Origin of the sequence: Citrobacter sp. Cpo109 (assembly GCF_030332565.1) — a bacterium.
GTDB classification, from domain to species: domain Bacteria; phylum Pseudomonadota; class Gammaproteobacteria; order Enterobacterales; family Enterobacteriaceae; genus Citrobacter; species Citrobacter portucalensis.
The window spans coordinates 392,767-404,827 of the sequence record NZ_JAOWHQ010000071.1 but is presented as its reverse complement, the minus strand read 5'-3'; the positions used below and the strand labels follow the sequence as shown (position 1 = coordinate 404,827).

The 12,061-nt window shown below is 53.9% G+C and carries 11 protein-coding genes; 8 read left to right on the top strand and 3 right to left on the bottom strand.

What is annotated here, in order from left to right; all coding sequences use genetic code 11:
- Positions 1-72: 72 nt before the first annotated feature.
- Positions 73-600: an inorganic diphosphatase gene (gene ppa, locus OGY71_RS22565; protein ID WP_003025726.1), complete on the bottom strand. Its 528-nt coding sequence runs from the start codon at positions 598-600 to the stop codon at positions 73-75.
- Positions 601-909: 309 nt separating this feature from the next.
- On the opposite strand from ppa, the gene ytfQ reads away from it, so the two are divergent.
- From ytfQ to OGY71_RS22540, 5 genes are all read left to right on the top strand, one after another.
- On the top strand, positions 910-1,866 hold the full coding sequence (gene ytfQ, locus OGY71_RS22560; RefSeq protein WP_003025728.1) for a galactofuranose ABC transporter substrate-binding protein YtfQ: 957 nt from the start codon (positions 910-912) through the stop codon (positions 1,864-1,866).
- 121 nt (positions 1,867-1,987) lie between these two features.
- Entirely contained in the window at positions 1,988-3,490 is a 1,503-nt protein-coding gene (gene ytfR, locus OGY71_RS22555; RefSeq protein ID WP_286613740.1) for a galactofuranose ABC transporter, ATP-binding protein YtfR, read from the top strand.
- 13 nt (positions 3,491-3,503) lie between these two features.
- A complete protein-coding gene (gene ytfT, locus OGY71_RS22550) occupies positions 3,504-4,526 on the top strand; it encodes a galactofuranose ABC transporter, ATP-binding protein YtfT (RefSeq protein ID WP_003830397.1) in 1,023 nt (340 codons plus the stop codon).
- Positions 4,513-5,514 (top strand): galactofuranose ABC transporter, permease protein YjfF, encoded by a 1,002-nt coding sequence (gene yjfF / locus OGY71_RS22545; protein ID WP_063941641.1) that lies wholly within the window; start codon positions 4,513-4,515, stop codon positions 5,512-5,514. The genes ytfT and yjfF overlap by 14 nt, the downstream gene beginning before the upstream one ends.
- 103 nt (positions 5,515-5,617) lie before the next feature.
- On the top strand, positions 5,618-6,730 hold the full coding sequence (locus tag OGY71_RS22540; protein ID WP_008786037.1) for a methyl-accepting chemotaxis protein: 1,113 nt from the start codon (positions 5,618-5,620) through the stop codon (positions 6,728-6,730).
- A 76-nt stretch (positions 6,731-6,806) separates the two neighbouring features.
- Here OGY71_RS22540 and fbp read toward each other — a convergent pair whose 3' ends face one another.
- Positions 6,807-7,805, bottom strand: coding sequence for a class 1 fructose-bisphosphatase (gene fbp / locus OGY71_RS22535; RefSeq protein ID WP_003830390.1), 999 nt, complete (start codon positions 7,803-7,805; stop codon positions 6,807-6,809).
- A 175-nt stretch (positions 7,806-7,980) separates the two neighbouring features.
- Between fbp and mpl the strand changes: the two genes are divergently transcribed.
- Positions 7,981-9,357 (top strand): UDP-N-acetylmuramate:L-alanyl-gamma-D-glutamyl-meso-diaminopimelate ligase, encoded by a 1,377-nt coding sequence (gene mpl / locus OGY71_RS22530; protein ID WP_003830388.1) that lies wholly within the window; start codon positions 7,981-7,983, stop codon positions 9,355-9,357.
- Positions 9,358-9,455: 98 nt separating this feature from the next.
- On the opposite strand, the gene yjgA is transcribed toward mpl, so the two are convergent.
- Positions 9,456-10,007, bottom strand: a complete 552-nt coding sequence (gene yjgA / locus OGY71_RS22525; RefSeq protein ID WP_008786039.1) for a ribosome biogenesis factor YjgA — start codon at positions 10,005-10,007, stop codon at positions 9,456-9,458.
- Positions 10,008-10,102: 95 nt separating this feature from the next.
- Here yjgA and pmbA point away from each other — a divergent pair, with 95 nt between their 5' ends.
- Positions 10,103-11,455, top strand: a complete 1,353-nt coding sequence (gene pmbA, locus OGY71_RS22520; protein WP_003830385.1) for a metalloprotease PmbA — start codon at positions 10,103-10,105, stop codon at positions 11,453-11,455.
- Between the two features lie 86 nt (positions 11,456-11,541).
- Positions 11,542-11,928 carry a cytochrome b562 gene (gene cybC, locus OGY71_RS22515; RefSeq protein ID WP_003025756.1) on the top strand — a complete coding sequence of 129 codons (387 nt, stop codon included), beginning with the start codon at positions 11,542-11,544 and terminating at the stop codon, positions 11,926-11,928.
- Positions 11,929-12,061: the final 133 nt, after the last annotated feature.

Genomic DNA, 12,061 nt, shown 5'->3' with positions numbered 1-12,061 from the left:
GAAAAGAAAGTAGAAATTAAGAAACCCTTACTAACCAGGGGCTGGCGTTCAGGGCTTTAAGCTAACGCGAACTTACTTCTTCGCGCGCTCGAAGGAAGCAACGATTTCAGCTTTAGCAGCTTCAGCGTTGTCCCAACCGTCAACTTTCACCCATTTGCCCGCTTCGAGATCTTTGTAGTGTTCGAAGAAGTGGGTGATCTGCGCTTTCAGCAGTTCCGGCAGATCGGTCACATCTTTGATGTGATCGTATTCTTTGCTCAGCTTGGTGTGCGGTACAGCAACCAGTTTCGCATCTTCACCGGATTCGTCGGTCATTTTCAGTACGCCAACCGGACGGCAGCGGATCACTGAACCTGGCTCCAGCGGGTACGGAGTCGGGACCAGAACGTCTACCGGGTCACCATCCAGAGACAGGGTGTGGTTGATGTAACCGTAGTTGCACGGATAGAACATCGCGGTGGACATGAAGCGGTCAACGAACAGGGCGCCGCTCTCTTTGTCAACTTCGTATTTGATCGGATCTGCGTTTGCAGGGATCTCGATAACAACGTAGATATCTTCCGGCAGGTCTTTACCGGCAGGGACGTTGAGTAAGCTCATGTCTGTTTCCTTTAAATAAGCTATGGCAAACAAGTGGCGGGTATTATAGCCAACTCGCGCGGAATGTCTCCGCTTGTTTTCGCTTTCTCTGCGTGCATTTTCTTCTTTTTACCTCTCTCTCGTGACAGAAAAATCCATATCTTCAGCCGCATTTTTCATAGTGAGATGAAAGCGATTACAAAGTTGTGATTAACGTTTTATTTACTTTTTTGAAGTGTGATGTAACGCAATCCGTTACATGCTCAATTGTCTATAGTTTTTTCGCAACGGTTAATTAACCAACAATAATCACCCTACGAGGACGCACTTATGTGGAAGCGCTTACTTTTAGTCACAGCAGTTTCGGCAGCCATGTCGTCTATGGCAATGGCAGCCCCTTTAACCGTAGGATTTTCGCAGGTTGGCTCTGAATCCGGCTGGCGCGCCGCAGAAACCAACGTCGCGAAAAGCGAGGCCGAAAAGCGGGGAATTACGCTGAAAATCGCTGATGGCCAGCAAAAGCAGGAAAACCAGATTAAAGCAGTCCGCTCATTTGTTGCGCAGGGCGTCGACGCCATCTTTATTGCGCCGGTCGTGGCAACGGGTTGGGAGCCGGTGTTAAAAGAAGCTAAAGATGCCGACATTCCGGTCTTTTTGCTCGATCGTTCCATCGATGTAAAAGACAAATCTCTCTATATGACCACGGTCACCGCCGACAACGTGCTGGAAGGTAAATTGATCGGCGACTGGCTGATTAAACAAGTGGACGGCAAGCCGTGTAACGTCGTTGAGCTGCAAGGGACCGTTGGGGCCAGCGTGGCGATCGATCGTAAGAAAGGCTTTGCTGAAGCCATTGCCAGTGCGCCAAACATCAAAATTATTCGCTCTCAGTCCGGTGACTTCACCCGCAGTAAAGGGAAAGAAGTGATGGAGAGCTTTATCAAAGCGGAAAACAACGGCAAGAACATCTGTATGGTTTACGCCCACAACGATGACATGGTGATCGGTGCGATTCAGGCGATCAAAGAAGCGGGCCTGAAACCTGGCAAAGATATTCTCACCGGTTCTATCGATGGCGTACCGGATATCTACAAAGCGATGATTGACGGCGAAGCCAATGCTAGCGTCGAACTGACGCCGAATATGGCCGGCCCGGCATTCGACGCGCTGGAGAAATTCAAAAAAGACGGCACGATGCCTGAGAAGCTGACCATTACCAAGTCGATCCTCTATCTGCCGGATACGGCGAAAGAAGAGTTAGAGAAGAAGAAAAACATGGGCTACTAGTTTTTCTGTCGGTCTTCCGTAGGCCGGATAAGGCGTTACGCCGCCATCCGGCATTTGTTGCCTGATGGCGCTGCGCTTATCAGGCCTACGAAACGCCGTGACCTCGTACCGGAGGAATGCCATGACCACCGACCAACATCAGGAAATCCTCCGCACCGAAGGATTAAGCAAATTCTTTCCCGGCGTCAAAGCGTTGGATAACGTGGATTTCAGCTTGCGTCGTGGCGAGATTATGGCGCTGCTGGGAGAAAACGGAGCCGGCAAATCGACGCTCATCAAAGCGCTGACCGGCGTTTACCATGCCGATCGCGGCACAATCTGGCTCGAAGGCCAACCGATCTCCCCCAAAAACACCGCCCATGCCCAACAACTGGGGATTGGCACCGTGTACCAGGAAGTGAACCTGCTGCCCAATATGTCGGTTGCCGATAACTTATTTATTGGTCGTGAACCGCGGCGTTTTGGCCTGCTTCAGCGCAAGCAAATGGAAAAATGCGCGACGGAGCTGATGGCGTCATACGGTTTTTCCCTCGACGTGCGCGAGCCGCTGAACCGCTTTTCCGTGGCGATGCAACAAATCGTCGCCATCTGTCGGGCGATCGATCTCTCCGCGAAAGTGCTGATCCTCGATGAGCCGACCGCCAGCCTTGATACCCAGGAAGTTGAAATGCTGTTTGGCCTGATGCGACATCTGCGCGATCGGGGCGTCAGTCTGATCTTCGTCACCCACTTTCTCGATCAGGTTTATCAGGTCAGCGATCGCATTACCGTTCTGCGTAACGGCGGCTTCGTTGGCTGCCGTGAAACCCGAGAACTGCCTCAGATCGAACTGGTCAAAATGATGCTGGGCCGTGAACTGGATACCCATGCACTACAGCGTGCGGGCCGCACGTTGCTGAGTGATAAACCGGTGGCGGCATTCAGCGGCTTTGGCAAAAAAGGCACCATCGCGCCATTTGATCTACAGGTGCGTCCCGGTGAGATCGTCGGTCTCGCCGGACTACTGGGATCCGGGCGAACGGAAACGGCGGAGGTGATCTTCGGTATTAAACCCGCCGACAGCGGAAGTGCGCTGATCAAAGGCAAATCGCAGACTTTGCGCTCGCCACATCAGGCTTCGTGTCTGGGGATCGGTTTCTGTCCGGAGGATCGCAAAACGGATGGCATTATTGCCGCCGCTTCGGTGCGGGAAAACATCATTCTGGCATTGCAGGCGCAGCGCGGCTGGCTGCGGCCTATTCCCCGTAAAGAGCAAAACGAGATTGCCGAGCGGTTTATCCGCCAGCTTGGTATTCGTACTCCAAACGCGGAGCAACCGATCGAATTTCTCTCCGGCGGCAATCAGCAAAAAGTATTGCTCTCGCGCTGGTTACTGACCAAACCGCAGTTCCTGATCCTCGATGAACCCACGCGTGGGATCGACGTTGGCGCGCATGCGGAGATCATCCGCCTGATCGAAACGCTGTGCGCGGATGGTCTGGCGCTGCTGGTCATTTCATCCGAACTGGAAGAGTTAGTGGGCTATGCCGATCGGGTCATTATTATGCGCGATCGCAAACAGGTGGCAGAGATCCCACTGGCTGAACTGTCCGTACCGGCAATCATGAACGCCATTGCGGCCTAAGGAGACTATGGTGATGCCTCAATCTCTCCCTCAATCCAATCCGTCTAAACGGCGGTTCCGTTGGCCAAAGGGGATGCCACAGCTGGTGGCGTTACTGCTGGTGCTGCTGGTGGATAGCCTGGTCGCCCCGCATTTCTACCAGGTGATTTTGCAGGATGGTCGGCTGTTCGGTAGCCCGATTGATATTCTCAACCGCGCCGCTCCCGTGGCGCTGTTGGCGATTGGTATGACGCTGGTGATTGCCACCGGCGGTATCGACCTTTCCGTGGGGGCCGTCATGGCTATTGCCGGTGCCACTACTGCGGCGATGACGGTGGCCGGGCACAGTCTGCCGGTGGTTCTGCTTGCCGCCTTAGGCTCCGGCATTCTGGCTGGGCTGTGGAACGGGATTCTGGTGGCCATCCTCAAGATTCAACCGTTCGTCGCCACGCTAATCCTGATGGTGGCCGGGCGCGGGGTGGCGCAGCTTATCACTTCCGGGCAGATCGTCACCTTTAACTCGCCCGAACTGTCATGGTTTGGCAGCGGCTCGCTTTTACTATTCCCCACGCCGGTAATTATTGCACTGCTCACGCTGGTGGTGTTCTGGCTGCTGACGCGGAAAACGGCGCTGGGTATGTTTATCGAAGCGGTGGGTATCAACATTCGTGCGGCAAAAAACGCCGGGGTGAACACCCGCATTATCGTGATGCTCACCTATGTGCTGAGCGGCCTGTGCGCGGCTATCGCTGGCATTATCGTCACGGCGGATATCCGGGGGGCAGATGCCAATAACGCCGGATTATGGCTGGAGCTGGATGCCATCCTGGCGGTGGTTATCGGCGGCGGCTCGCTGATGGGCGGGCGCTTTAACCTGCTGCTGTCGGTGGTAGGCGCGTTGATTATTCAGGGCATGAACACCGGGATTTTGCTGTCGGGCTTCCAGCCGGAACTGAATCAGGTGGTCAAAGCCGTGGTGGTGTTGTGTGTGCTGGTCGTGCAGTCGCAACGCTTTATCAGCCTGATAAAAGGAGTGCGTGGTCATGATAAAACGTAATTTACCGCTGATGATCACCCTCGGCGTGTTTGTGCTGGGTTATCTCTACTGCCTGACGCAGTTTCCCGCTTTTGCTTCCACCCGGGTCATTTGCAATATCCTGACCGATAACGCCTTTCTGGGCATCATTGCCGTAGGCATGACCTTCGTGATCCTCTCTGGCGGGATCGACCTTTCCGTTGGCTCGGTGATCGCCTTTACCGGCGTATTTCTGGCAAAGGCCATTGGTTTTTGGGGCATTTCCCCGCTGCTGGCGTTCCCATTGGTTTTGCTGATGGGCTGCGCGTTTGGTGCGTTTATGGGGTTACTGATTGATGCGCTGAAGATCCCGGCATTTATTATCACCCTGGCGGGAATGTTCTTCCTGCGCGGCGTCAGCTATCTGGTCTCTGAAGAATCTATCCCAATTAATCATCCGGTTTATGACACGCTCTCAAGCCTGGCATGGAAAATTCCCGGCGGTGGTCGCCTGAGCGCGATGGGATTGCTGATGCTGGCGGTTGTCGTCATCGGCATATTCCTGGCGCACCGTACGCGCTTTGGTAATCAGGTTTACGCGATTGGCGGCAACGCCACCTCTGCCAACCTGATGGGCATCTCAACTCGCAGCACCACCATCCGCATTTATATGCTGTCTACCGGGCTTGCGACGCTTGCCGGCATTGTCTTTTCCATTTACACCCAGGCGGGCTATGCGCTGGCGGGCGTTGGCGTCGAACTGGATGCGATAGCCTCAGTGGTGATTGGCGGAACGCTGCTCAGCGGTGGGGTCGGTACAGTGTTAGGGACGTTGTTTGGCGTCGCCATTCAGGGGCTGATCCAGACCTACATTAATTTTGACGGCACATTAAGTTCCTGGTGGACGAAGATCGCGATTGGCATTTTATTGTTTATATTTATAGCGTTACAACGCGGTCTGACGGTGCTTTGGGAAAATCGTCAAAGCTCGCCGGTGACCCGAGTGGGTACGGCGGCAACACCAAAGTAACATCCTGATTTTGCACAAAACATTTAAATACCTAAACTTTTTCCGGTTGTAGTCGATAGGTTCTGTACAGGTCTGTTTTAACCCTACAACCGGAAATATAACGATGCCAAAATCCCTTTCAATTCGATCAAGTTTGTTGGTGTTATTGTCTCTGCTGACGTTCCTTCTGTTACTGACCGGTGGTATGGGGCTATATGCTTCTACCCGTGTCATTACATCGTTGATTTATCACGGTATTATGAGCGCTGCGATGTTGGCTGCTATCGCATTGCTGGCGGTCATTTGGTTTATGCTGCGAAATAAGTTTCTCAAACCGTTGGATAACATGGTTGAGCAACTGGAACGTCTGGCAACGGGGGATTTGTCGCCGGTTACCGCGTTGTCGGCCAGCGCCGAATTCAACCGCCTGAATGCGGCAATGGATGACATGCGCCATGCGCTGGGCGACTCGGTACAGCGCGTACGCGATGCCAGCTCGCAAATTGATATTGGCAGTCGTGAACTGACGGCCGGTAACCAGCATCTGGCGCAACGCACTGAATCCACAGCCACTTCGCTGGAGCAGACCGCCGCCAGCATGGAAGAACTCACAGCGACGGTGAAACAGAATGCGCAGAACGCGGAACAGGCGCACCAGCTGGCAAAATCGGTGTCGGATACCGCCGATCGCGGTAGCGAAATGGTGTGCTATGTGATCGAGAAAATGCGCGATATTTCAGGTAGTTCTAGCCGAATCGCCGACATCCTCAGCGTGATTGATGGCATTGCTTTCCAGACCAATATTCTGGCGCTCAATGCTTCCGTTGAAGCGGCGCGAGCTGGTGAGCAGGGGCGGGGCTTTGCGGTTGTTGCTGGTGAAGTGCGTAATCTGGCCAGTCGCAGCGCCGAGGCGGCCAAAGAGATCCGTACGCTAATCAGCGATTCGCACACCCATGTGGGGGAAGGCAGTGAACTGGCGCAGCAGGCGGGCGAAACCATGGATGAAATCGCGACCGAGGTTATGCGTATGACCAAACTGATGCGTGAAATTGCCAGTGCGTCCCAGGAACAGAGTCGCGGCATAGAGCAGGTGAATATCGCGGTGATTCAGATGGATGAAACGGCGCAGCAAAACGCGGCGCTGGTACAGCAGTCTTCAGCGGCTACCCGCTCGCTGGAAGAGCAGTCTTCAGCGCTAATCGAAGCAATGGCCGTATTTAAGCTACAGAAAGCGTAACCGGACGATGGATTTTGTAGGCCGGATGGCAACGCTACGCGTTTTATCCGGCCTACGTCCGTGCGATGAATGATACTTACGCGTCCGGGAACTCGCGGATAAAGCGTTCTACATCTTCAACCATATGGTCGTTACCCACGAAGAAGGAGCGGCGCTGGTGCAGACTTTCTGGGGTGATATCCAGAATGCGTTCTTTACCATCGCTGGCTTTGCCGCCCGCCTGCTCGGCCAGGAAGGCCATCGGGTTGCATTCATACAGCAGACGCAGTTTCCCTTGCGGGTGGCTGGCGGTGCTTGGGTACAGGTAGATCCCGCCTTTCAGCAGATTGCGATGGAAATCCGCAACCAGAGAGCCAATGTAGCGTGAGGTATACGGGCGCTGGGTTGGCTTATCTTCTTCCTGGCAGAATTTAATGTACTTCTTCACGCCGTTCGGGAATTTGATGTAGTTACCTTCGTTGATGGAGTACGTGCTGCCTTTCGCCGGGAAGCGCATACGTTCCTGGCTGAGGCAGAATACGCCCAGAGAAGGATCGTAGGTGAAGGCATGTACGCCACAGCCAGTGGTATACACCAGCATGGTGGAAGAACCATAAACAACGTAACCTGCAGCAACCTGCTTGTTGCCCGGTTGCAGGAAATCCTCTTCCGTGACCGGTGTGCCGACTGGGGTTACGCGGCGGTAAATAGAGAAAATCGTACCGACAGAGACGTTAACATCGATGTTGGATGAGCCATCCAGCGGATCCATTAGCACAACGTATTTAGCGTGTTCACAGCCTTCAAAGACGACGATTTCATCTTCTTCTTCTGAGGCAATGCCCGCCACAATGTCGCGCGCCTTCAGTGCAGCTTTCAGTTTTTCGTTCGCGAACAGATCGAGTTTTTGTTGAACCTCTCCCTGCACGTTCTCAGCACCGCTGGCACCCAGGATATCGACCAGACCGGCCTTATTGATATCGCGGTGGATGATCTTGGCGCCCAGCTTTATTGCCGACAACAAAGCAGTGAGTTCACCGGTAGCATGAGAAAACTCGTGCTGCTTTTCGACAATAAATTCACCTAACGTTTTCATAACACTTTCCCTGCAATTTATGTGGAGTAAAGCGACCGCAACAATATTAACAAATATTTCCATTGCTGCGCTTAGGTGAATCGCGCCAGCAAACTGCGGAATATCCTGAAATGCGTTTCTCACTTGCCGGACATGTGCGTAAAATGGCCCCCAGATTAAAAAAGGATAGTGACGTATGCGCATTCATATTTTGGGAATTTGTGGCACTTTCATGGGCGGTCTGGCGATGCTGGCGCGCTCGCTCGGTCATGAAGTAACCGGTTCGGACGCCAATGTGTATCCGCCGATGAGTACCTTACTTGAGAAGCAAGGCATTGATCTGATTCAGGGTTACGATGCCAGCCAGCTCGACCCACAGCCGGACCTGGTGATCATTGGCAATGCTATGACCCGTGGTAATCCGTGCGTGGAAGCGGTGCTGGAAAAGAACATTCCGTACATGTCCGGCCCGCAGTGGCTGCATGACTTTGTCTTGCGCGATCGCTGGGTACTGGCGGTTGCGGGTACGCACGGCAAAACCACTACCGCCGGAATGGCGACCTGGATCCTCGAAGCCTGCGGCTATAAACCTGGCTTTGTGATCGGCGGCGTTCCGGGCAACTTTGAGGTTTCCGCGCGCCTCGGCGAGAGCGACTTCTTCGTGATTGAAGCGGATGAGTACGACTGTGCGTTCTTCGACAAGCGTTCTAAATTCGTGCATTACTGCCCGCGCACGCTGATCCTCAATAACCTTGAGTTCGATCACGCGGATATCTTTGACGATCTGAAAGCTATTCAGAAACAGTTCCACCATCTGGTGCGTATCGTGCCGGGCCAGGGACGCATCATCTACCCGGAAAACGACATCAATCTGAAACAGACGATGGCGATGGGCTGCTGGAGCGAACAAGAGCTGGTGGGCGAACAAGGTCACTGGCAGGCGAAAAAACTGACCACCGATGCCTCCGAGTGGGAAGTGTGGCTGGACGGTGAAAAAGTCGGCGAAGTGAAGTGGGGCCTGGTGGGCGAGCACAACATGCACAACGGCCTGATGGCGATTGCAGCCGCGCGTCATGTTGGCGTCGTGCCTGCGGATGCGGCCAATGCATTGGGCTCGTTCATCAACGCCCGTCGCCGTCTTGAGCTGCGCGGTGAAGCCAATGGCGTGACGGTGTATGACGATTTTGCCCATCACCCGACGGCCATTCTGGCAACGCTTGCGGCACTGCGCGGTAAAGTGGGCGGCACGGCGCGCATCATCGCTGTGCTGGAACCTCGCTCGAACACCATGAAAATGGGCCTGTGCAAAGATGACCTGGCGCCGTCGTTAGGGCGTGCAGACGAAGTGTTCCTGCTGCAACCCCCGCACATTCCGTGGCAGGTAGCAGAAGTCGCTGAAGCCTGCGTTCAGCCGGCACACTGGAGCGGCGATGTGGATGCACTGGCAGATATGGTGGTGAAAACCGCGCAGCCTGGCGATCACATTCTGGTGATGAGCAACGGCGGGTTTGGCGGCATTCATCAAAAACTGCTGGATGGTCTGGCGAAGAAAGCTCAGGCGGAAGAAGAGTAAAAAATGCCCGGTGGCGCTACGCTTACCGGGCCTACAACGGATCGTAGGCCGGATAAGGTATTTGCACCGCCATCCGGCACTTTCGGCGGACGAAGAGGTTAGGCCTCGTTTTCCGCCAGTTCACGCAGATACTGGAAGATCTGGCGGGAAGATTTTGGCGGCTTGTTGCCCGCTTTTTCTTTCCTGGCGTTACGCACCAGCGAACGCAGTTGCTGACGGTCGGCGTCAGGCCACAGGTTCATCACTTCTTCGATAGCTTCATCGCTACCGTCAACCATACGGTCACGCAGTTGCTCCAGCTTATGGAAGACAACGACCTGTTGGTTATGACGGTTTTTTAGCTTGTCCAACGCCTGACGGATAGGATCAACATCGCGCTGGCGCAACATTTTGCCAATCAGCTGCAGCTGACGACGGCGACCTTCCATCTTAATACGCTGGGCCAGCTCAATCGCGGCACGTAAATCCGCATCGAGCGGGATTTTGTCCAGCGCGTTTTTCCCCAGTTTTACCAGTTCCACACCAAGGTGTTTTAACTCCTCGGCGTCACGTTTTATTTCACTTTTACTGACCCAGATAATTTCATCGTCTTCGTCTTCGATGTCATCACCGGGAACGTCGTCGAGCCAGTCTTCGGGCTGCTTAGTCATGTCAGGCTCCTTAAAAAAAGAGGCTAATGTTACCAGTTAAGATGCGCACTGAAAAACGGTTCTCTGTTAGACTTCAGAGAAACTCTCTCTACATTATGGCATTTGCGATGAAAGTAATCTCACAAGTTGAAGCGCAGCGTAAGATTCTGGAAGAAGCAGTCTCGACGGCACTGGAATTAGCGTCAGGTAAGTCGGATGGCGCGGAAGTCGCTGTGAGCAAGACCACGGGTATTAGCGTCAGCACCCGTTATGGTGAAGTGGAGAACGTCGAATTCAATAGCGATGGTGCACTGGGGATTACGGTTTACCATCAAAACCGTAAAGGCAGCGCATCGTCCACCGATTTAAGCCCGCAGGCGATTGCACGCACCGTGCAGGCCGCGCTGGACATTGCACGTTACACTTCGCCGGACCCGTGTGCGGGCGTGGCAGATAAAGAACTGCTGGCCTTTGATGCGCCCGATCTGGACCTGTTTCACCCGGCGGAAGTTTCCCCTGATGAAGCTATCGAACTGGCTGCTCGTGCAGAACAGGCGGCGTTGCAGGCTGACAAACGTATCACCAACACCGAAGGCGGCAGCTTTAACAGCCACTATGGCATCAAAGTGTTTGGCAACAGCCACGGCATGCTGCAGGGCTATTGCTCCACGCGCCATTCCCTTTCCAGCTGCGTAATCGCAGAAGAAAATGGCGATATGGAGCGTGATTACGCCTACACCATTGGCCGGGCGATGGGCGATCTGCAAACGCCGGAGTGGGTGGGGGCTGACTGTGCTCGCCGTACCTTATCTCGCCTGTCTCCGCGTAAACTTTCCACCATGAAAGCACCAGTGATTTTCGCCAATGAAGTGGCGACCGGACTGTTCGGACACCTGGTTGGCGCGATTGCTGGTGGCTCGGTGTACCGCAAATCCACCTTCCTGCTCGACTCGCTGGGCAAGCAAATTCTGCCGGAATGGCTGACCATTGAAGAACATCCGCACTTGCTGAAAGGGCTGGCGTCGTCGCCGTTCGACAGCGAAGGCGTACGGACCGAACGCCGCGACATTATTAAAGACGGTGTGCTGACTCAGTGGCTGCTGACCAATTATTCTGCACGTAAGCTGGGGCTTAAGAGCACCGGTCATGCAGGCGGGATCCACAACTGGCGAATTCCGGGACAGGGTCTAAGCTTCGAGCAGTTGCTCAAAGAGATGGGCACAGGTCTTGTGGTTACCGAGCTGATGGGACAGGGCGTAAGCGGCATTACCGGCGATTACTCGCGCGGCGCGGCGGGCTTCTGGGTCGAAAACGGTGAAATTCAGTACCCGGTGAGTGAAATTACCATCGCCGGTAACTTAAAAGAGATGTGGCGTAATATCGTCACCGTCGGCAACGATATTGAAACGCGCAGTAATATTCAGTGTGGTTCGGTCCTGTTGCCGGAGATGAAGATCGCCGGGCAATAATATCCGTCATACTTCAAGCTGTGGCGTGAATTATTGAGGGTATCTGGCGTTTGTTTATTTTTGAATAATAAAAAAGGAAGTGAGCAATGCGTAAACACCTGTTAGCGATCGTCGCAGCTTCAACGCTGGTTCTTGGTTCTTCTGCGTTTGCAGCCGATCTTGAAGACGATATGGGGATCCTCAACGACAACCTGAAAATCGTCGAAAAAACGGACAATGCGACTGAACTGAAAGATGCGTTAACCAAAATGCGTGCAGCCGCGCTGGACGCGCAAAAGGGAACGCCGCCGAAGCTGGAAAACAAATCCCCGGACAGCCCGGAGATGAAGGATTTCCGCCACGGCTTTGACACGCTGATCGGTCAGATCGACGGCGCGTTGAAGCTGGCGAACGAAGGTAAAGTTAAAGAGGCGAAAGCCGTTGCGGAAGAGCTGAAAACCACGCGCAACGAAAACCACAAGAAGTTCCGCTAATCTGCGCTATCCGGCCTGCATACCCGTAGGTCGGATACAACACCCCGCTACTGCACGTCTCATAAGTAAATGCTATCCCCATCACATTTTTTCATTTTTATCGCCCATTCATTGTTCGCACTTCCTTCCATTT

What these genes read in the sequence shown, in the direction of transcription:
- ytfQ (WP_003025728.1), top strand. Translation starts at nt 910, where the DNA reads ATGTGGAAGCGCTTACTTTTAGTCACAGCAGTTTCGGCAGCCATGTCG.
- cybC (WP_003025756.1), top strand. Translation starts at nt 11,542, where the DNA reads ATGCGTAAACACCTGTTAGCGATCGTCGCAGCTTCAACGCTGGTTCTT.
- ytfT (WP_003830397.1), top strand. Translation starts at nt 3,504, where the DNA reads ATGCCTCAATCTCTCCCTCAATCCAATCCGTCTAAACGGCGGTTCCGT.
- yjgA (WP_008786039.1), bottom strand. Translation starts at nt 10,007, where the DNA reads ATGACTAAGCAGCCCGAAGACTGGCTCGACGACGTTCCCGGTGATGAC.
- pmbA (WP_003830385.1), top strand. Translation starts at nt 10,103, where the DNA reads ATGGCATTTGCGATGAAAGTAATCTCACAAGTTGAAGCGCAGCGTAAG.
- ytfR (WP_286613740.1), top strand. Translation starts at nt 1,988, where the DNA reads ATGACCACCGACCAACATCAGGAAATCCTCCGCACCGAAGGATTAAGC.
- ppa (WP_003025726.1), bottom strand. Translation starts at nt 600, where the DNA reads ATGAGCTTACTCAACGTCCCTGCCGGTAAAGACCTGCCGGAAGATATC.
- OGY71_RS22540 (WP_008786037.1), top strand. Translation starts at nt 5,618, where the DNA reads ATGCCAAAATCCCTTTCAATTCGATCAAGTTTGTTGGTGTTATTGTCT.
- yjfF (WP_063941641.1), top strand. Translation starts at nt 4,513, where the DNA reads ATGATAAAACGTAATTTACCGCTGATGATCACCCTCGGCGTGTTTGTG.
- mpl (WP_003830388.1), top strand. Translation starts at nt 7,981, where the DNA reads ATGCGCATTCATATTTTGGGAATTTGTGGCACTTTCATGGGCGGTCTG.
- fbp (WP_003830390.1), bottom strand. Translation starts at nt 7,805, where the DNA reads ATGAAAACGTTAGGTGAATTTATTGTCGAAAAGCAGCACGAGTTTTCT.